The 19,341-nt window shown below is 70.5% G+C and carries 13 protein-coding genes; 7 read left to right on the top strand and 6 right to left on the bottom strand.

Going from position 1 to position 19,341, the window contains the following annotated elements; translation table 11 throughout:
* Nucleotides 1–2: 2 nt before the first annotated feature.
* The 3 genes from AC1P0E_RS20915 to AC1P0E_RS20905 form a co-directional block, all read right to left on the bottom strand.
* Nucleotides 3–1,532, bottom strand: a complete 1,530-nt coding sequence (locus AC1P0E_RS20915; RefSeq protein ID WP_482743664.1) for a DUF5719 family protein — start codon at nt 1,530–1,532, stop codon at nt 3–5.
* A complete protein-coding gene (locus AC1P0E_RS20910) occupies nt 1,529–5,296 on the bottom strand; it encodes a glycosyltransferase family 2 protein (RefSeq protein ID WP_482743663.1) in 3,768 nt (1,255 codons plus the stop codon). The genes AC1P0E_RS20915 and AC1P0E_RS20910 overlap by 4 nt, the downstream gene beginning before the upstream one ends.
* A gap of 244 nt (nt 5,297–5,540) precedes the next feature.
* Nucleotides 5,541–5,804 (bottom strand): WhiB family transcriptional regulator, encoded by a 264-nt coding sequence (locus AC1P0E_RS20905; protein WP_028810740.1) that lies wholly within the window; start codon nt 5,802–5,804, stop codon nt 5,541–5,543.
* A gap of 696 nt (nt 5,805–6,500) precedes the next feature.
* Between AC1P0E_RS20905 and AC1P0E_RS20900 the strand changes: the two genes are divergently transcribed.
* The 3 genes from AC1P0E_RS20900 to AC1P0E_RS20890 all read left to right on the top strand — a co-directional run bounded on the left by AC1P0E_RS20900 (nt 6,501) and on the right by AC1P0E_RS20890 (nt 9,422).
* Nucleotides 6,501–7,010: a cysteine dioxygenase gene (locus AC1P0E_RS20900; RefSeq protein WP_482743662.1), complete on the top strand. Its 510-nt coding sequence runs from the start codon at nt 6,501–6,503 to the stop codon at nt 7,008–7,010.
* Nucleotides 7,011–7,023: 13 nt separating this feature from the next.
* Nucleotides 7,024–7,980: a 2-phospho-L-lactate transferase gene (gene cofD, locus AC1P0E_RS20895; protein ID WP_482743661.1), complete on the top strand. Its 957-nt coding sequence runs from the start codon at nt 7,024–7,026 to the stop codon at nt 7,978–7,980.
* A gap of 176 nt (nt 7,981–8,156) precedes the next feature.
* On the top strand, nt 8,157–9,422 hold the full coding sequence (locus AC1P0E_RS20890; protein ID WP_482745843.1) for a coenzyme F420-0:L-glutamate ligase: 1,266 nt from the start codon (nt 8,157–8,159) through the stop codon (nt 9,420–9,422).
* Nucleotides 9,423–9,664: 242 nt separating this feature from the next.
* Here AC1P0E_RS20890 and AC1P0E_RS20885 read toward each other — a convergent pair whose 3' ends face one another.
* The 3 genes from AC1P0E_RS20885 to AC1P0E_RS20875 all read right to left on the bottom strand — a co-directional run bounded on the left by AC1P0E_RS20885 (nt 9,665) and on the right by AC1P0E_RS20875 (nt 13,294).
* Entirely contained in the window at nt 9,665–10,675 is a 1,011-nt protein-coding gene (locus AC1P0E_RS20885; protein ID WP_482743660.1) for a DNA-3-methyladenine glycosylase family protein, read from the bottom strand.
* 62 nt (nt 10,676–10,737) lie between these two features.
* Nucleotides 10,738–11,820 carry a mannose-1-phosphate guanylyltransferase gene (gene manB / locus AC1P0E_RS20880; RefSeq protein ID WP_482743659.1) on the bottom strand — a complete coding sequence of 361 codons (1,083 nt, stop codon included), beginning with the start codon at nt 11,818–11,820 and terminating at the stop codon, nt 10,738–10,740.
* Between the two features lie 85 nt (nt 11,821–11,905).
* Entirely contained in the window at nt 11,906–13,294 is a 1,389-nt protein-coding gene (locus AC1P0E_RS20875) for a peptidoglycan recognition protein family protein (protein ID WP_482743658.1), read from the bottom strand.
* Nucleotides 13,295–13,432: 138 nt separating this feature from the next.
* Between AC1P0E_RS20875 and AC1P0E_RS20870 the strand changes: the two genes are divergently transcribed.
* The 4 genes from AC1P0E_RS20870 (at nt 13,433) to AC1P0E_RS20855 (ending at nt 19,331) form a co-directional block, all read left to right on the top strand.
* The gene (locus tag AC1P0E_RS20870; RefSeq protein WP_482743657.1) at nt 13,433–14,197 is read left to right on the top strand and encodes a TIGR03089 family protein; all 765 of its coding nucleotides are present in this window, start codon (nt 13,433–13,435) and stop codon (nt 14,195–14,197) included.
* A 153-nt stretch (nt 14,198–14,350) separates the two neighbouring features.
* The gene (locus tag AC1P0E_RS20865; protein WP_482743656.1) at nt 14,351–15,655 is read left to right on the top strand and encodes an LCP family protein; all 1,305 of its coding nucleotides are present in this window, start codon (nt 14,351–14,353) and stop codon (nt 15,653–15,655) included.
* 218 nt (nt 15,656–15,873) lie between these two features.
* The gene (locus tag AC1P0E_RS20860; protein WP_482743655.1) at nt 15,874–17,598 is read left to right on the top strand and encodes an LCP family protein; all 1,725 of its coding nucleotides are present in this window, start codon (nt 15,874–15,876) and stop codon (nt 17,596–17,598) included.
* A gap of 50 nt (nt 17,599–17,648) precedes the next feature.
* A complete protein-coding gene (locus AC1P0E_RS20855) occupies nt 17,649–19,331 on the top strand; it encodes an LCP family protein (protein ID WP_482743654.1) in 1,683 nt (560 codons plus the stop codon).
* The last annotated feature ends 10 nt before the right edge of the window (nt 19,332–19,341 follow it).

Genomic DNA, 19,341 nt, shown 5'->3' with positions numbered 1-19,341 from the left:
CGTCAGTCGTCCAGTACCGACAGGTCCTGTTCCGCCTCCGGCACCGAGACCGTCCCGCGGTCGTCCGGCATCGTCTGCACGGTGAACATCGGAATGCCGTCCTCGGGCAGTTCGAGCGCGCGCGACGCGTGGACCGGGCCGCCCGACCGCGGTTCGACCGTCAGCGCGTACGAGCCCTTGAGCCCGGACGGCACCGGCGGCTTCACCGCGAGCGTCGTACCCGCCTTGATGCTGTACGTCTTCACGACCGGCTCACCGCCCTCGCTGCCCGCCGACGCGGTCACCTTGACCTCGGCGGCGGCGCCGGGCGCGGTCAGCGAGAGCGTCGACCCCTTCGCCCTGTTGTCCGCCGCCGTGGCCCGCTCGCCCACCTGCCCGGTCGCCGGAATGTACGCGACTTCCTCGGCGGCGCCCTTGCCGCGCACCACGCGCAGCGCGGCGACCACCGGCGTCGGGCGGCCCTGCGCGGCCGGGGTAAGCAGCAGTGAACCCGGCTCGCCCTTGGTGACGTCCTTGAGGTCGACGGCCGTGGTCATCCCCGCCTTGACGTGCAGGGTCTCGTGGCCGGCCGGTGTGATCGAACCGGTGGCGCCCGCGAGCCGCACCTTGAGGTCGGCGTCGTCGTCGCCGGGCGCGAACACCACCAGGCGTACGGATGTCGCGTCCTTCGGGATGCCGGGCAGCACAGCGGTTCCGGACGCCTCGGCGGACGCGGCCAGCCAGTCGCTGCCGCCCTCCTCGTCCACCGCCTGGACGACGGCGCCGACGCGGCCGGTACGGGTGGTGACGTGGACGGTCACGTCCTCGGCGCTGTCGGCGCTCAGCGTCGACAGCAGTACGGGCACGCTGGACCTGGCGGGAACGGTGATGCCCTCGCCCGAATCCGACTTCAGCGCGCCGTCCTCGCCGTACAGCTCGATGTCGGCGACGGCGGCGGTGTCGTCCGGGTTGGTGAGGTGTACGTAGTCCTGCCGCTCGTCGGCGGTGCTCGCGCCGGGGAACCAGAAGCTGGTGTCGGGCGGGGTGCAGCTGACGCCGAGCACGCCCCGGCCCTGGCCGGCGGTGACCTTGGTGGTCTGCTGGGCGGTCCAGCCGGGGGCCAGGCGGCCGTCGGCCGAGCCGACGAGGGCCGGGGCCTCGGCGGTGTTCGCCTCGGCGGTGGCGGGCTTGCCCGGTTCCTTGAGGGAGAGGACCGGCTTTCTCGCGCCCTTTTCCTTGTTCTTCTTTTTGTCCTTGCCGTCGTCCGGGGCCGCCAAAGTCGTGTCCGTCGGGACGAGTTCGGCAGAGCCGCCCTTCGCGTCCGCGTCGCCCTTGCCTGCCGGAGTGAACGACGTGTACGTCGTCTCGGCGAGGTCGGACGTACTGGGCGCGGGGCACAACAGGCTCGAACGCTCCACCGGCATCCGCGCCGGCGTCGTCGCCTCGGCGGCGGCCTCGGGCGTGGCGCCCTCCGGCGCGGAGACCGCGGCGAACCCGGTGACCGCCGCGAGCGCGGTGGCGGCGGCGATGAGGGAGAGGGTGGTGCGGTTCATCGGTTGTTGCTCCCGTCGGGACGCTGCTCGGGCTCGTTGCCTTCGGCGTGGGGCTGCGGCTGGGGATGCTGCTGCTGTCCGTAGCCGTACGGGTCGTACTGGCCTTCCTGGTACTGGCCTTCCTGATACTGGCCTTCCTGATACTGGTCGGCCGCCGGGTACTGGCCCTCCTGGTACGGGCCGGCCTGGTACGGGTCCGCCGGGTACTGGCCGTCGCCGTACTGGCCCGCCGCCTGGTACGGGTCGCCCTGGTACTGCTCGCCGCCGTAACCCTGCTGCTGCTCCTGGCCGCCGTACTGCTGCTGCTGTCCGTACTCGGGGCTCGCGTACGACTGCGCGTCCCACTCCCCGTACTGCTGCTGCTGAGGCACGGACGCGTACACACCGGTCTCGTCCTGCCCCTGCGGCTGCCCGCCGTACGGGTCCGCCACCTGCGGGGCGGGGGACTGGTCCCCGGCCTCCTCCGCGTCGGCCAGGGGGGCGTGCGCCGTTTCCGCCTGTGCCGCCGCGCGCAACCTGCGCGCCCTGCGGCCCTCGCCCGCCACCGGCTGGGCCGGTACGTCGATCTCCTCCTCCGGCAGGTCGTCGTCGACTTCCCGGCGGCGGCCCGGCAGTGCGAGCACCAGCAGGAGCAGGACGAGCCCGACCTGCGTCCAGATCCACACGGTGTGGGTGACCGGGACCTCGTAGGTCAGGTCGAGCCTGCCTCCCTCGGCGGGCAGTTCGAAGCCCTGTGCCCAGCCGTCGACGGTCTTCTTCTCCAGTACGCGCCCGTCGAGCGTGGCCTGCCAGCCCTCGGCCGCCGAGTCCGCGATGCGCAGCACGCGGCCTGCTTCGCCCGCCGGGATCTTGGTGTGTGCCTCGACCGGGCTCGACGCGACGGACAGCGGCTCGCCGCCCTCCTTGCCGGAGACGATCGTGGCCCGCGCGACCTGGCGGTCGACGCGCCACAGCGCGCTGCCGTCGAGCTGGCTCAGCCGGCTCAGGCCCGGGGTCGAGTCCAGGACGCGGCTCATCGCGCGGGGCGCGCCGTCGCGTACGAGGACGTAGCGGACGGCGTATCCGCCGAGCTGGTCCGTCTGGTCGGCGCCGGAGCCCGCGACCAGGTTGGAGACGATCTTGTCGAGCTGCGGGCTGCTGCCGCCCGCCTCGGCGAGTTCACCGTCACCCAGGCGGGCGCCGGAGCCGCGTACGAGCGTGTACGAGACCTTCGTGGCCGACGTACCGCCGAGGACCAGGGTGCGCGCCTGGTCGCGCGTGCCGCTCTCCTCCGCGACGAACGCCGGCACCTGCACCGGGTCGCGCCGCTCCAGCGGTCCCGCCGCGCCGCCGATCATCCATCCGGCGGCGGCGAGCAGCGGTCCGGCGGCCGCGGCGAAGGCGATCAGCACGGCGACGGGCTGGCGCCAGCCGAAGCTCTGGGTGGCGACGCGTTCGCGTGCGCCGTCCGCGCCGAGGACGGTGGCGCCGATGAGCGCGAGACCGTAGACGAGGGTCGCGGGGCCGGCCCAGCCGCCTTCGGAGCTGTTCGCGAACACGGCGAACAGGAGGGAGACGATCGCCACCGCCCAGGCGGAGCGGATGGCGAACGTCCGCTCACTGCGCAGCAGTGCCGCCAGCGCCGTGAGGACGATGCCGATGAGCAGCAGGCCGCCCGCCGCCTTGGGGCCGCCGGGGCTCGTGCCGAGCAGGTCGAGTGCGCCGGCCGGGCCCGTACCGAAGTCGAGGCCCGCCTCGCGGAAGAAGCCGGAGGGGCTGGTGAGGAGGGAGAGGGACCAGGGGGCCAGCATCAGCACCGGAGTGCCGAGCGCGGCGAGGAAGCGCAGTCCGTACGCCATGATGTCGCCGCGCCGCAGCGCGAGGACGCCGATGCCGAGCACCAGGGCGATCGGCCACACGATCGGCGTGAACGCCATGGCGAACGTCAGCAGGAGCGCGTACGCCCAGACGGCGCGCCAGCTGGAGCGCGCGCCCCCGGCGCGGACACCGCTCGCGGAGACGGCGCACCGTGCGATGAGCGGCAGCAGGACCGCCAGGACGGCCGTACCGAGCCGGCCGGTCGCGAGGGCTCCGGTGGCTGCGGGCAGGAAGGCGTACGCCACGGCCGCCCAGGCGCGCAGCAGCCGGGACTCGACGAGCGGACGCGAGACGAAGTAGGCGGTGAGGCCGGCCAGCGGGACGGAGCACACCAGGAGCACGGTCAGCGCGAGCCCGGTGGAGCCCAGGAAGACGGCCGACAGGCCGGCGAGTACGGCGAGGTAGGGCGGCGCCGTCTGGGTACCGCCGGTGCCGATCGGGTGCCAGACATCGGCGTACCGCGCCCAGAGGGCGGACACGTCGGCGGGCGCGGGCAGCAGTGCGCCGCCTGCCAGGGAACCGCCGCCGAGGAGGCCGCGGCAGGCGATGAGCGAGACGAAGAGGAGCAGCACGAAGAGCATGGGGCCCGGCTTGCGGGCGATCCGCTTCAGCCGCGCGAACTGCTCGATCTCCATGTAGTCGGCGTCGTCGCCGCCGGGACCCGACTCGACGACTCCGTGGCGTGAGCCCGAGGCCGAGTCCGGCTCGGAGCCGCTGCCGAAGCTGCCCGCGACCTGCTCGAAGGTCGCTCTGACGGTCGCGCCGGTCGGCGGGAAGAGGGGGCGCAGTTCGCTCGCTTCGACTTGTCCCTTTCCGCGCCGCTTTCTGGCCGCGAGGATCTTGCCGGGGCGCAGCAAGGTGCCCATCAGGCCGGTGACTTCGTCGACCGCCTGTCCCGGGACCTTGCCCAGGAGGTAGGCGAGCGTGCGGAGCAGAGTGCCGACGACGAGGCGCAGCATGACGTACGGGAGGAGGGGGCCGCGCGCGTTCACGAGCATCGCGTAGACGGCACCCGCCTTGTCGACGCGGTGCGGGCTGGCGACGGAGCGCCCGGCGCAGTCGATGGGCCTGCGCTCGCGCGCGGAGGCTTCGGCGTGCCTCAGTACGGCGTCGGGGGCGACGAGGACGCGGTGGCCGGCGGCGTGGGCGCGCCAGCACAGGTCGACGTCGTCGCGCATCAGGGGAAGCCTGCGGTCGAAGCCGCCGAGCTCTTCCCATACGTCGCGGCGGATGAGCATGCCGGCGGTGGACACGGAGAGTACGGAGCGGACCTGGTCGTGCTGGCCCTGGTCCTGTTCGCGGCGGTCGAGGCCGGTCCAGCGGCGTCCGCTGTTGGCGATGGAGACGCCGACTTCGAGCAGCTGCTTCCTGTCGTACCAGCCGCGGAGCTTGGGGCCGATGATCGCGGCGTACTCGTCGGAGTCGGCGACGCGCAGCAGTTCGGCGAGCGCGTCCGGCTCGGGCGCGCAGTCGTCGTGCAGCAGCCAGAGCCACTGCACCGGTTCGCCGTGCGGGAGTTCTGGGAGGTCGTACGTGTCGTCGCGCCACGACCTGCTCACCGGGTCCCAGCCGCTCGGCCGCTTCAGGTAAGGCAGCTCCTCCGGCGTGAGCACCTGGGCGGTACGAACCGCCTCGTCGACGGCGGTTCCGAAGCCGGAGCGGCGTGCGAGGTGCAGCACGCGCTCGGCGCCGATCGCTTCGGTGACGAGTTCGGCGGAGTCGTCCGCGCTGCCGGTGTCGGCTGCGACGACGTTCTGTACGGGGCGTTCCTGCCCCAGGAGCCCGGCGAGCGCGTCGGGCAGCCAGCGCGCGCCGTCGTGGGAGACGAGCACGGCGGTGACGACATGCCGGGGGAACTCGGGAGCGGCCGCCGCGTACGGCGCCGACGTTTGGCTGTGCACGGACATCGGGGTACGGGCCCTCCGGCCGGGGTCCGGGGGTCGCCCCCCGGAAGGCTGCTGTCTGACTGCGTTGACGCGCGCAACCCTTGGGGGCGATTGCTGCGTCTCGGACAGCGCCCCACACTAACGGCTGGGCAGCACAACGGTCCGCCGCCTGCGGCCTGGGGCCGGGCGACGGACCGGTTGATACGTGCACGCTTGTGCCATTTGGCCAATAAGGCTTCGGGCGTGACTCGATGTGATGCGGCAGTCAGACCGCGGCCTTTTTCAGTCGTCGGCGTTCGCGCTCGGACAGCCCGCCCCAGATACCGAACCGTTCATCGTTGGAAAGTGCGTACTCAAGGCATTCGGAGCGGACTTCACAGGCGAGACAGACCTTCTTGGCCTCGCGGGTGGAACCGCCCTTCTCGGGAAAGAAGGATTCAGGGTCGGTCTGGGCGCACAGGGCGCGCTCCTGCCAGCCGATTTCCTCGTCCGCGTCCTCGACCAGCAGTTGCTGGAACAGCTCGGTCATGTGCGCCCCTCGTCTGTCTTTGCTTCCCCGTGATGCAGTCGTTGCCGTTTTCGGCCGAACGACACGAGTGAAATTACAAGTGTGCGGATCCGGGGCAGTCAAGCCGAGATCTGCTATTGAGCCGGTTATTCACTCTGCGGAACCAAAGCTATGCGGAAAGTGTTCAAATCGCCAAAAACTGTGACACATGCCACCGGCTCCTCCACGCCCCCTCATCAGGGTGAGATGCGGCGGGGTTCGATCTTGTTGCGGTTGATCCGCGGAAGCGATCCGGATCACAGTCCGGTCGCGACGCCTCAACGACGTTTGCTTGCGCGGCTGATGGGCCACATCTCCGCGCCGTCGGCTGCACAAACCTTTCTCCGCATCCATTAACCGGATGAGGTGAAACATTACCCCCAAAACGGTCACGCGGTTGACAGGGAGTGAGCAAGCGGGTCTCCTTGGACGCATGCCTATGACCGCAGTGCTCACCCGGACCCACGCACGTGGGTTCCGTTGCGCTGTCCCGGCCCGCGGTCGCTGTGCCTTTGGCTGTTGCTGTTTCGCTTGTTGTTGTTCCAGCTGTTGAAGCCCACGCGCTCCAGCTGACTCTCTGTAGCCTTCCGCTACACCTGCCTTGCGTCTCGCGACACCTTCCCTTGAGACACCTGTCCTTGCGACACCCCAGCACTCATGCCGAGGAACCCCCGCACCATGAACAGCGACAGCGACCTCCAGATCGCCGGCGACATCCTCGCCGTCCAGCACCTCCTCCAGCCCGCCCGTGAGCACCCGGCGACCGTCGCCGAGTTCGCCGGCCTCGCCCGCTCCATCGCCGCCGATCGTGCGCAGTGGGAACACCTCGTTTCGTACGACGCCACCAGCCGTTGGTACCACCGGCTGCGTACCGGACCCGGGTACGAGGTCTGGCTGCTCAGCTGGGTGCCCGGTCAGGGCAGCGGTATGCATGATCATGGGTCCTCGTCCGGCGTACTGACCGTCCTCGACGGCGAGTTGACCGAGCGGACGGGGCGTGTGCAGCGTGCGCTCGGGGCCGGCTCGCAGCGGGTGTTCGCGCCCGGGTACGTCCACGAGGTCGTCAACGACGCGCTGGAGCCCGCGGTCAGCCTGCATGTGTACTTCCCCGGGCTCACCGAGATGCCGATGCACTCGGCGCGGTGCTCCTCGCCGGCCGCCCGGTCCCAGGATGTCGTACCGGCCTGACAGACTGCTGTGCATGCGCATTGTGGTTCTGGCAGGCGGTATTGGTGGCGCTCGCTTCCTCCGCGGCCTCAAGTCGGCCGCGCCTGACGCGGACATCACCGTCATCGGCAACACCGGTGACGACATTCATCTGTTCGGGCTCAAGGTCTGCCCCGACCTCGACACCGTGATGTACACGCTCGGCGGTGGCATCAACGAGGAGCAGGGGTGGGGGCGTGCGGACGAGACCTTCCAGGTGAAGGAGGAGTTGGCGGCGTACGGCGTGGGACCCGAGTGGTTCGGGCTCGGCGACCGTGACTTCGCGACACACATCGTCCGTACGCAGATGCTCGGCGCGGGTTATCCGCTGAGCGCGGTGACGGAAGCGCTGTGCGAGCGGTGGCAGCCGGGGGTTCGGCTGCTGCCGATGTCCGACGACCGGATCGAGACGCATGTCGCGGTGGATCTGGACGGGGAGCGGAAGGCTGTTCACTTCCAGGAGTACTGGGTGAGGCTCCGTGCGTCGGTGGACGCGCAGGCCGTTGTGCCGGTGGGGGCGGAGCAGGCGAAGCCGGCGCCTGGGGTTCTGGAGGCCATTGGTGCGGCCGACGTGATTCTCTTTCCGCCGTCCAATCCGGTGGTGAGTATCGGAACCATTCTGGCTGTGCCGGGGATTCGTGAGGCGATCGCCGACGCGGGGGTGCCGGTGGTCGGGCTTTCGCCGATTGTCGGCGACGCGCCTGTCCGGGGCATGGCGGACAAGATGCTGGCCGCGGTGGGTGTGGAGTCGACGGCCGCGGCCGTCGCGCGGCATTACGGGTCGGGGCTGCTCGACGGGTGGCTCGTCGACACCGTGGACGCGGGTGTGGTGGAAGAGGTGGAGAGCGCGGGGATCCGGTGCCGGGCCGTTCCGCTGATGATGACCGACGTCGAGGCGACGGCCACGATGGCCCGGGAGGCGCTGGTGCTCGCCGAGGAGGTCCGGGCGTGAGCGCGCTGGTTCCGGCCCAGGGCGCGGGGCCGACGGCGGGGGCCGTGCCCGGGCCGGCGTCCGTGCCTGTGCCGGGGCCGACGGCGGGGGCCGTGCCGGGGCCGGCGTCGGTGCCTGTGCCGGGGCCGGCGTCCGTGCCGGCCGCGCCGGGGTTTCGCGTTTGGGCGTTGGGCGGGATGCCCGAGGTGCGGGGCGGGGACGACATCGCAAAGCTGATCGCGGCTGCCGAGCCGGGGCTTGTCGACGGGGACATCCTGCTGGTCACTTCGAAGATCGTCAGCAAGGCGGAGGGGCGCGTCATGGAGGCGGCCGACCGCGAGGCGGCCATCGACGCCGAGACGGTACGGGTGGTCGCGCGGCGCGGGGCCCTTCGTATCGTCGAGAACCGGCAGGGGCTGATCATGGCCGCTGCCGGTGTCGACGCGTCCAACACTGCCGCCGGGACCGTGCTGTTGCTGCCGGAGGATCCCGATGCTTCGGCTCGGATGATCCGGGACGGGGTGCGGGATGCGCTGGGGGTGGAGGTGGGGGTCGTTGTCACCGACACCTTTGGCCGGCCTTGGCGCAACGGGCTGACGGATGTGGCAATTGGGGCTGCTGGGGTTCGGGTTCTCGATGATCTGCGGGGCGGGACGGATGCGTACGGCAATCCGCTGAACGTGACGGTCGTCGCTGTCGCGGATGAGCTGGCGGCGGCCGGGGATCTGGTGAAGGGGAAGGCGTCGGGGCTGCCGGTCGCGGTGGTTCGGGGGCTTTCGCATGCGCATGTGGTGGGTGGGGAGGACGCCGGCGGGCGGGCCCTGGTCCGGGCGGCGGGCGACGACATGTTCCGGCTCGGGACGTCGGAGGCCGTGCGGGAAGCGGTGACGCTGCGGCGTACGGTGCGGGACTTCACGGACGAGCCGGTGGATCCGGCGGCGGTACGGCGCGCGGTCGCGGCGGCTGTGACGGCGCCCGCACCGCACCATACGACGCCGTGGCGGTTTGTACTGGTCGAGTCGGAGACGGCGCGGGTGGCGCTGCTCGACGCCATGCGGGACGCGTGGGTGGCGGATCTGCGGGGCGACGGGAAGTCGGAGGAGTCGGTCGCGAAGCGGGTGCGGCGGGGGGATGTGCTGCGACGGGCTCCGTATCTGGTGGTGCCGTGTCTGGTGATGGACGGCTCGCATGTGTACGGGGACGCTCGTCGTGACGCGGCGGAGCGGGAGATGTTCGTGGTCGCGGCCGGGGCGGGTGTGCAGAACCTGCTGGTGGCGCTGGCGGGGGAACGGCTGGGGTCGGCTTGGGTTTCGTCGACGATGTTCTGCCGTGATGTGGTGCGGGAGGTGCTGGGGCTGCCGGAGGGCTGGGATCCGATGGGGGCTGTGGCGGTGGGCCACGCGGCGGCGCCGCCGAAGGAGCGGCCGCCCAGGGATTCGGCGGCGTTCATCGAGGTGCGCTGAGCGGGGGCGCGGTGGGCGTCTTTTGCGGGGGCGTTGGGGTCGGTGCCGCGCCGGGGCGTCTCCTCGGGCGTCGAACGTTCGGGTACGTCGGGTTTCGTTGGGGTGGTTGCATTCGACGCCCTGCGGGGAGCGCCCCTGCACGTCCCCTCCTGGCACCGTGCACGTGATACCAGGGCCCTGCGGGCTCGGCCCCGCACGGCCCCTCCACCGTGGAGTGCGACGCGGGCTCGTGGGGGGGGCGGTTACAGGGTCGCTATGTTGCCCGGGGTCATTCGGGGGGCTCTGCGGGGTGGGGTTCGGCCCGAGAGGAGGATCAGGCGGGCCGCTCGGTGGCGTTGGCCCGCGTACGGGGCCAGGAGTTCGAGCATCGCCGCGTCGTCCGCCTCGCGGTTGCCCGCCAGGGCGTAGCCGATCGTGCTGGGGAGGTGGTAGTCGCCGACTGATACCTCGTCGGGGGCTCCGTTGCTGCGCTGGAGGGTTTCCGCCGCCGTCCAGGGGCCGATGCCCGGGATCAGTTGCAGGCGGGCCGAGGCGTCCTCCGGGGGCATCGTGGACGCCTCCTCCAGGCGCCTCGCCACCCGTACCGCCCGCAGGATCGTTGCCGAGCGCTTGCTGTCCACGCCCGCGCGGTGCCACTCCCAGGAGGGGATGAGGGACCAGGTTCGTGGGGAGGGCATGACGTGCATGCGGGTCTCCACCGGGCCCGGTGCCGGGTCGCCGTATTTGCGGATCAGCAGGCGCCAGGCGCGGTACGCCTCGTCCGTGGTGACCTTCTGTTCCAGGATGGAGGCGATCAGGGATTCGAGGACCAGGCCGGTGCGGCCGAGGCGCAGGCCCGGGCGTCGGCGCCATGTCTCGGCGACGATGCGGTGGCGCGGCACGAAGGCGGAGGGGTCGTCCAACGAGCCGAGGAGCGGCGGGAGTTGATCCAGCAGCCAGTCCGCTCCTTCGCCCCAGGCTGTTGCCTCCACCGCGCCGCTGCGCGCCACTGCCCGCAGCGTGCCCGGGCCCGCCGGTGTGCGGCAGGTCCGCCAGAAGGCGCCGTCCGGGGTCGTACGGAACATGGGGTCGGCCGGGCCGCGGCGAAGTGGTCCCAATACCAGGCCCAGGTCGAGCGGGCCCGGTGGCGTCCAGGTCCGGGTGCGTGCGGAGGGTACGGCCGTGGTCGGGCGTGGGACGGGCGCCGGCGTCGCCGTCTCGCCGCCCCGCACCGTGGTGCGGGTGACGGGGCGGGGCGCGAAGCGGCCTGACACGGGCGGGGTCCTTTGGTGCGGGAGGGGCGTCGTCGCCTTTGAGCCTACGGGTTCGCGGCCCGTTACTGGTCCGACGAGAAGCGGAGCGCGGCATCGGGGAGCGATGCGCCGCACCACACCCGTACGCCCTCGCGCAGCTCGTTGTCCGCGCCCACCGACGCGCCGTCGCCGATCACCGCGCCGGACACGACTGTACGAGCGCCGATCCTGGCGCCCGCGCCGATGAGAGAGTCGGTGATCACCGCGCCCGCGCCGATCACGCAGCCGGGGAGAAGTGCGCTGCCGTCGATGCGGGCGCCCTCGCCCACGGTCGCTCCCTCGCCCACCACCGTGCCGCCCGTGAGCTTCGCGTCGGTGGCGACGGACGCCGTCGGCAGGACCAGGCGGTCGCCGCAGCGGCCCGGCACCGCCGGGGACGGGGCCCGGCCCAGCACCAGGTCCGCCGATCCGCGGACGAAGGCCTGCGGGGTGCCTAGGTCCAGCCAGTACGTCGAGTCGACCATGCCCTGGAGGTGCGCTCCGGAGGACAGGAGGTCGGGGAACGTTTCGCGTTCTACCGAGACGGGGCGGCCTGCGGGGATCGTGTCTATGACCGAGCGGCGGAAGACGTACGCACCCGCGTTGATCTGGTCGGTGACGATCTCCTCGGGGGTCTGCGGTTTTTCGAGGAATGCCGTTACGCGGCCCGTGGGGTCGGTGGGGACCAGGCCGAAGGCTCTGGGGTCCTCGACCCGGGTGAGGTGGAGGGATACGTCCGCGCCCGATGTGGTGTGCGTGGAGACCAGGGCGCCGATGTCCAGACCCGTGAGGATGTCGCCGTTGAAGATCAGGACCGGGTCGTTCGGAGAGGAGTGCAGGCGTGAGGCCACGTTGCGGATCGCGCCGCCGGTGCCGAGTGGTTCCTCTTCGGTGACGTACTCCAGGTGCAGGCCCAGCGCGGAGCCGTCGCCGAAGTGCGGCTCGAAGACTTCGGCGAGGTACGACGTCGCGAGGACGATGTGTTCGACTCCGGCCGCCCGCGCGCGGGCCAGCTGGTGGGTGAGGAAGGGCACGCCTGCCGCCGGGACCATCGGCTTCGGCGTGTGCACGGTGAGCGGGCGCAGCCGGGTGCCCTTGCCGCCGACCAGGAGGATCGCTTCAGTCACCTTGTCGTCTCTGCTTCCTGCTGGGGCCGGCCGGGTACGGGCAGGCCAGTGTATGCAGACTGTTCGATATGCCCCGGTCGGCCCGTCAGCGGCCCTGAAGGCGGGCCGAGGCTTTCCGGGTCTCGGCGAGCTTGCTGTAGAGGCGGCCTCCCGGACAATCGGTGGCGTATCCGTCCCGATGCCCGGAAATGACGTTGAGCTTGACGACGGTGCCCTTCTTGTAGCGGTTGCCGCCACCGGACTTGAGTGTTGTCTTCGCGCGCGGGTTGGCGCCGTACAGGCCGAGCTTCCAGGCCGTGAGACGCGCAACTGATTTCAGGACGGCGGCGGGTGGGTTTTTTTTGCTGTACGTACCGAGTACGGCGATGCCCGTGCTGTTGGTGTTGAAACCGAGAGTGTGCGCCCCCAGGACCGGCTTTGCCACACCCCCTGCCCGGCCTTCGTAGATGTTTCCGCACTTGTCGACGGCGAAGTTGTAGCCGAAGTCGCGCCAGCCACTGCTCTTGACGTGGTAGCGGTAGATACTGCGGAGGACTGAGTCGGCCTGCGAACAGCTGTAGTTGTTCCCGGTCGCGCTGTGGTGCACGAAGGCCGCCTTGACGCGGCTCGTGTAGACGAAGTTGCGCTCGCGGAGCTGTTCGTTCGCACCCCATCCCTTGCGCGTGACGATGCGCGGGCGTGGCCCGATGAGGGGCTTTCCGCCCAGTACGAAGGTCTGGGCCTCCGTCTCCGCCTTGCTCAGGGCCGGTACTTCCGTGGCACCGAGCGGTACGAGATCGGCGTTGACCGCCGAGGCCGCCGCGTCCTCCGCGGTCATGACGGTGGTCCGGGGGTCGTCCGCGTCGTCGCCGTTGGCAGCCTGGGCCGCGGAGTCGTCGGCGTTGGCTTCGCCCGCGTCGGCCGCGTCGGTGGCTGTCGTCGTGGTGCCCGCAGGGGGGTCGTCGCCGGGGTCCACGAGTTCCAGGCGCAGGCCGGACGGGAGTGGGGCGGCGCCGCGTACGGTGGCGGCGGCCTCGGGCCGTACCCGTACCTCTACGCCGTCACTCGCGCCGACCCACAGGGGCGCGGTCGAGCCGCGGACCTTCCCCGTCTCGCGTTCCGCCGTCCCGGAGTCGGGGGCGTGCTCGTGGTTGTGGGTCTCGATCTGCTGCCAGCCGGACCAGGTGCCGGTCGCGGTGGCGCGGGTACGGACCTGGACCGTGCCGTGGAGTTCGGCCTCGGCGTCGTCCCAGATGACCCCGACCAGCGAGAACGGCTTGGCGTCACGCTCCGTCAGGCCCTGCGGGCCGGTGCCCGCGGCCCGGTCGTTCCCGGGGGTGTCCGGCAGGAGTGGCACGAGTGGCAGGGACTGGGTGGAGCCCGGTGGCGCGGTACTCGCGGGGACGGCGGGGGCCGGGGCGGCGACGGCGGCGGTGGGCAGGACCAGAGCGGCGGCGCACGCGACTCCGATCGCGGAAACAAGGAATGCACGCATGCAGTAGATCTTGGGCATAAGCGGATAAATATGTCCATTGGGGAATTGACGGGCCGTCGGCCGAACCGGTGTACGGCCGGCCCTTCCGCACCCCGGCGATGCGGCCCCCGCGCGAAGGCGCGGCGTACTCTTGCGCGGGTGAACGCTACCGATCGCACCCCCGCCGACCTGCTGCGATCCGCGCTCGCCGCGGACCCGGCCCAGCCCCTGGTCACCTTCTACGACGACGCCACCGGCGAGCGCGTGGAACTGTCCGTCGTCACCTTCGCCAATTGGGTGGCCAAGACCGCCAATCTGCTCCAGGGCGATCTCGCCGCCGCCCCCGGCGACCGGCTCTCGCTGCTGCTGCCCGCGCACTGGCAGACCGCCGTCTGGCTGCTCGCCTGTTCGTCGGTCGGCGTGGTCGCGGACGTGGGCGGCGACCCGGCCGACGCCGATCTGGTGGTCAGCGGGCCCGACACGCTGGAGGAGGCGCGGGCGTGCGGCGGGGAGCGCGTGGCGCTCGCCCTGCGCCCGCTGGGCGGCCGCTTCCCACAGCCGCCCGCCGGGTTCGCGGACTACGCCGTCGAGGTGCCGGGGCAGGGCGACCGTTTCGCACCGTACGCCCCGGTGGACGCGGACGCGCCCGCGCTGCGGGTCGGCGGTACGGAGTTCACGGGGGCGGAGCTGGTCGACCGGGCACGCGCGGACGCGGAGGCCCTGGGGCTCGGTCCGGGGGCGCGGCTGCTGTCGGGACCGGCGTACGACACCTGGGAGGGGCTGTCCTCGGGACTCTTCGCGCCGCTCGCCGTCGGCGGTTCCGTGGTGCTGTGCCGCAACCTCGGTCAGCTCTCCGAAGACGGTCTCACCAAGCGGATCGAGAGCGAGCGGGTCACCAACACGGCGGTACTGCAAGCGCCCTGAGGGCCACCCGTCCGGCCCACCCGCTGCCGAGCCCTGCGGCCGGAGCGCCGAAGTCCGGTGGATGATCGACGGTACGCACCGCACAACCAAGCGCGAGGTTCAGCCGTCTACCCCTGCGACCGGCGGCCCAGCGCGCCGCCGACTCCGTGAAGGATGGACGCAGACGTGACCGACAGTGCTGGCACGCCCTCCGGACCGGACGCCCCGGACGAGGAGGACGAGGCGAAGGACGACCAGGCCACGGAAGGTGCGGACGAGGGAGCGGACGAGGGCGACGCCGGAGACGGAGACGGCGAGAGCTCGGACGTGGGGGGAAGCGACGACGCCGGCGGGCAGCGGGTCTGGCTCCGTTGGACCGCCCTCGGCGCCTCCTTCGTACTCCTCCTCGCGGCCGGCGTCGGCTGGTGGCTCTACCGGAAGCTCGACGGCAACATCACCACGGACACCACCGCCGCCGCCGAGCTGGAGGCGTACGAGAAGGAACGTCCCACCCCCATCGCGCTGGACGCCCAGAACATCCTGCTCATCGGGTCCGACACCCGTTCCGGCAAGGGCAACAGCAAGTACGGCCCCGACGAGGGCACCCAGCGCTCCGACACGACGATCCTGCTGCACCTGGCCGGGGACCGTAAGAGCGCGACAGCGGTCTCGCTGCCGCGCGACCTCATGGTGGAGATTCCCAGCTGCCGCAAGCCCGACGGCACCCGTACGAAGAAGCAGTCCGCCCAGTTCAACTCGGCGTTCGAGCTCGGCGGTACGGCGTGCACCATCCGTACGGTCGAGCGGCTCACCGGCGTCCGGGTGGACCACCACATGGTCGTCGACTTCGCCGGCTTCAAGGGGATGGTCAACGCGGTGAACGGCGTCGAGATCTGCCTCAAGGAGCCGATCGACGACGACGACGCGCTGCTCCGGCTGGACAAGGGCCGGCAGAAACTGAACGGGGAGCAGGCCCTCGGCTACGTACGGGCCCGGAAGACCATCGGCGACGGCAGCGACACCGAACGCATGGAACGCCAGCAGCGGTTCCTCGGCGCGCTGGTGAACAAGGTGCAGAGCAACGGCGTACTGCTCAATCCGACCAGGCTCTACCCGGTGCTGGACGCGGCGACGAAGTCCCTCACGACCGATCCCGGGCTCGACTCGCTCAAGGACCTCTACAACCTGGTGCGCGGCATGCGGAACATCCCCACCGAGCGGGTGCAGTTCATGACGGTGCCCCGCCAGCCGTACGCGCAGGACCCGAACCGCGACGAGCTCGTCGAGCCGGACGCGGGCCGTCTGTTCGAGCAGCTGCGCGAGGACGCGCCCGTCTCGGTCGTACCGGCGGACTCCGAGAAGCCGGACGGGGAGGACAAAACCCCGGCCGATGAGAAGCCGGACGATGTGGGCCCGTCGAGTCCGGCTCCGACTCCGACTTTTACCGGCAGCAATGCCGCCACCGACAAGTGCGAGTAAAGCCATGGCCAAGGTCGGCCAATCAACAGACACAGATTGGGCGTATTGCCCAGTTGTAAGGGGAGTGGAATTTGTCACGGACGTCGCCCCGCGCTGAACTGGGCAGATAGTGTGACGCGATCCGGTGCTTCCGGCCCTGAGGTCGCACTGCTGGAATGAACGCCAGAGGGCCTGGGGGAGGCGCCTCGTGTGGCACCCGACGGAGGACTCAAGCAACCGTGGATGCGCAAAACCGTGGGCGGGCGGAAGAAATCGACCCCGCAGACCAGTGGGTGCTGAACCCGGCCACCGGTGATTACGAATTGCGACTGGACCAATCCGCAGGGCAGTCGCCCGCATCCCCTCCCCCGGGCCCCCGCTCCGGAAGAACCACCCGAGCGGCAACCGCCACCCCGCGGCGGCAAGTTCCCGTCCAGCGCAGTCGCCGCGCCGCGAACGGCTCCGACGGCAAGGGCCCCGGCGGGCCCGACCCGCAGGCCGGCCGGCGCAAGCGCAAGGCGAAGAAGTCGGGCAAGAAGAAGGCGCTGCTGTGGACGGGTGGCGTCATGGGTCTCGTGCTCGTGGGCGCCTCGGTCGGCGGGTACGTCCTCTACGACCGTCTGAACGGGAACATCAACTCGGTCGACGTGGGTGACGCCGCCAACGGCGGCTCCCTGAAGGACGGGCCGCTCAACATCCTGATCATCGGCACGGACAAGCGCACCGGCGAGGGCAACGAAGGCTACGGGGACCGGGAGAACACCACGGGCCACGCGGACACGACGTTCCTCTTCCATGTGTCCGAGGACCGCACGAACGCGACGGCTCTGAGCATCCCCCGTGACTTGAAGACCGATATCCCCGACTGCCCCACCAATCAGCCGGACGGCACGAAAAAGATCATCCCCGGCAAGGCGTACACGAAGTTCAACGAGAGCTTCGGTGTGGCAGGCCGTGACCCGGGCTGCACCATGCGCACGGTCAAGCAGATCACCGGTGTCCCGATCGACCACTTCATGATGGCCGACTTCAACGCGGTCAAGACGCTGACCACCGCGATCGAAGGCGTGGACGTCTGCCTGACCGAGCCCATCAAGGACGACCAGTACTCCAAGCTCGATCTGGCGGCGGGGGACCACACACTCGAGGGCGAGGACGCGCTCGCGTTCCTCCGCAACCGGCACGGCCTCGGCAACGAGAGCGACCTCGACCGGATCAAGATGCAGCAGCAGTTCATCGCCTCGATGATCCGCAAGATGAAGGAAGAGACCCTCGGCAACCCCAAGAGGATGCTCGCGCTGGCGGACGCGGCCACCAAGGCACTCACGGTGGACCAGGCCATCGGTGACATCCCGAAACTGACCGGTCTCGCCGAGGAACTGGGCCGGATCGAACTCAAGAACATCACCTTTACGACGATCCCCGTGGTCGACAACCCCAATGAGAAGGTCAGGGCGACCGTCGTACTGGACCCGGTCAAGGCCCCCCAGGTCTTCAGCATGCTGCAGACCGACACCTCCTTCACCGAGGTGAAGAAGAAGGAGAAGGCCGCCAAGAGCAAGCAGGCCGCGCTGCTCAAGGGGCCGAGGGCCGAAGCCTCCGAGGTACGCGTCGACGTCTACAACGGCAGCGACACCGCCGGGGCCGCGCAGAAGACCCTCAACTGGCTGCAGGTCGAAAAGGGCGTGGTCAAGTCCACGAACAAGAGCAATGCCCCGGAGAAGACCGCCAAGACTACTCTTGAGTACGCACCGAACCAGGCCGACCAGGCGCGCAAGCTCGCCGACCTGATGGGCCTGCCCGCCACGGCGCTCAAGAAGGGCGCCGAGGACGCGGACGAGATGCAGGCGATGGTCCTGACCCTCGGCGCCGACTTCAAGGGCGAAGGGGTGCCCATCACCGGTCCGGTGAAGCCGCCCGAGGTGGAGAAGGTCGAAGCAGACAAGAAGGTCTGCGCCAAGTGAAGCCGGGTCACCGGGTTGTGCGGCGCGCATGAACAACTGGGGGGCCAGGGGTGGGGAAGAACAGCGTGCGTGGGGAGAGGACGCGACCAGGCGTCCCGGACGCTGATGAACGCGGGTGGGACGACAGCCTGTACGAAGGCGGGGCGGCCGGGGCCACGGACGGCACGAAGCCGGTCACGGGGAGCCCCGCCCCCGAGGGCACCGGGCCGCCCCGGCGGCGCGGGGGCGGGCGTCGGCGCGGCAGACGGGGCAAGCGGCGGATACTGCGCTGGGTCGCCGCCGTACTGTCCCTGCTGATACTCGGCACGGCCGGCGCCGGATACCTCTACTACCGCCATCTCAACAGCAACCTGAAGAAGGAAGAACTGAACCTCGGCGACAAGCCGATGGCCGATCACAAGGTCAACGCCGCGGGCCAGACTCCGCTGAACATCCTGCTCATCGGCTCGGACGCGCGTAACTCCGACGCGAACAAGCGGCTCGGCGGCGCCAAGGACACCTTCGACGGCCCGCCGCTCGCCGACGTGCAGATGCTGCTGCACGTCTCCGCCGACCGCAGCAACATCTCGGTGATCAGCATGCCGCGCGACACGCTGCTGAAGATGCCCAAGTGCACGGACCCGGAAACCGACGAGGTCTATCCGGCGACCACGAATCTGCGGATGACCAACGAGAGTCTCGGACGCGGCGGTCCGGGCTGCACGGTGGCCACCTGGTACAAGCTGACCGGCATCACCATCGACCACTTCATGATGATCGACTTCTCCGGTGTGGTCTCCATGGCGGACGCCATCGGCGGTGTCCCGGTCTGCGTCAGCGACAACGTCGAATCCCGCACCAGGGACGGCAAGGGTTCGGGCCTGAAGCTGAAGGAAGGCACGACGTACATCAAGGGCGAGCAGGCCCTCCAGTGGCTGCGCACCCGTTACGGCTTCGAGGACGGCACCGACCTCGCCCGTGCCCACGGGCAGCACATGTACATGAACTCGATGGTCCGTGAGCTCAAGGAGACCAAGCTCAGCGACCCGATCAAGCTGCGCAAGCTCGCCGAGTCCGCCACCCGGGCGCTCGTCGTCGACGAGGACCTCGACACCGTCAAGAAGTTGTACGACCTCGCCGAGGAGCTCAAGAAGGTCCCGACGGCGCGCATCACCATGACCACCATGCCGTCGGTGCCCTCGGGTGCCAGGGTCGTGCCCAAGCCGGGCGAGGCCGAACTGCTCTTCAAGTTGGTCCGCGAGGACACCCCCCTGGACGGCAAGGCGTCGAAGAAGCAGAAGCCGAAGGCGTCCGAGGACCCGGCCGCTCCGGACGCGGAGATCGGCGTGATGGTGCAGAACGGCACCTACACGGACGCACTGGGGGCGGCGGCAGGGCGCGCCTCCGCAGTCGCCGGCGTACTGGCGGAAAAGGGCTTCACGCAGGCGAAGGCCGACACCCAGCGCAACCCGCTGGAGCGGACGACGGTCTACTTCCCGAGCGTCGACCTGGAGGGCGACGCGCAGGCGGTCGCCAAGTCACTCGGGCTGCCGCTGAGTTCGGCGAAGAAGTCCACCGACGTCTCGGGCGTCACGCTGGTCGTGGGCGCGGACTGGCGTACCGGCAGTACGTACCCCAAGTCCGCGGCGAAGGACGACGCCAAGGACAAGGCAGAGACCCTCAAGTCCGCCCGCGCGCTGAACGGCGAGGACACCGGCGCCTGTATGGACGTGCAGCCGGGCTTCACCCGGTAGTCGGTGCGTA

The organism is Streptomyces sp. TRD_SC_5 (genome assembly GCF_056836825.1).
This window is presented reverse-complemented; position numbering and strand designations above follow the sequence as displayed.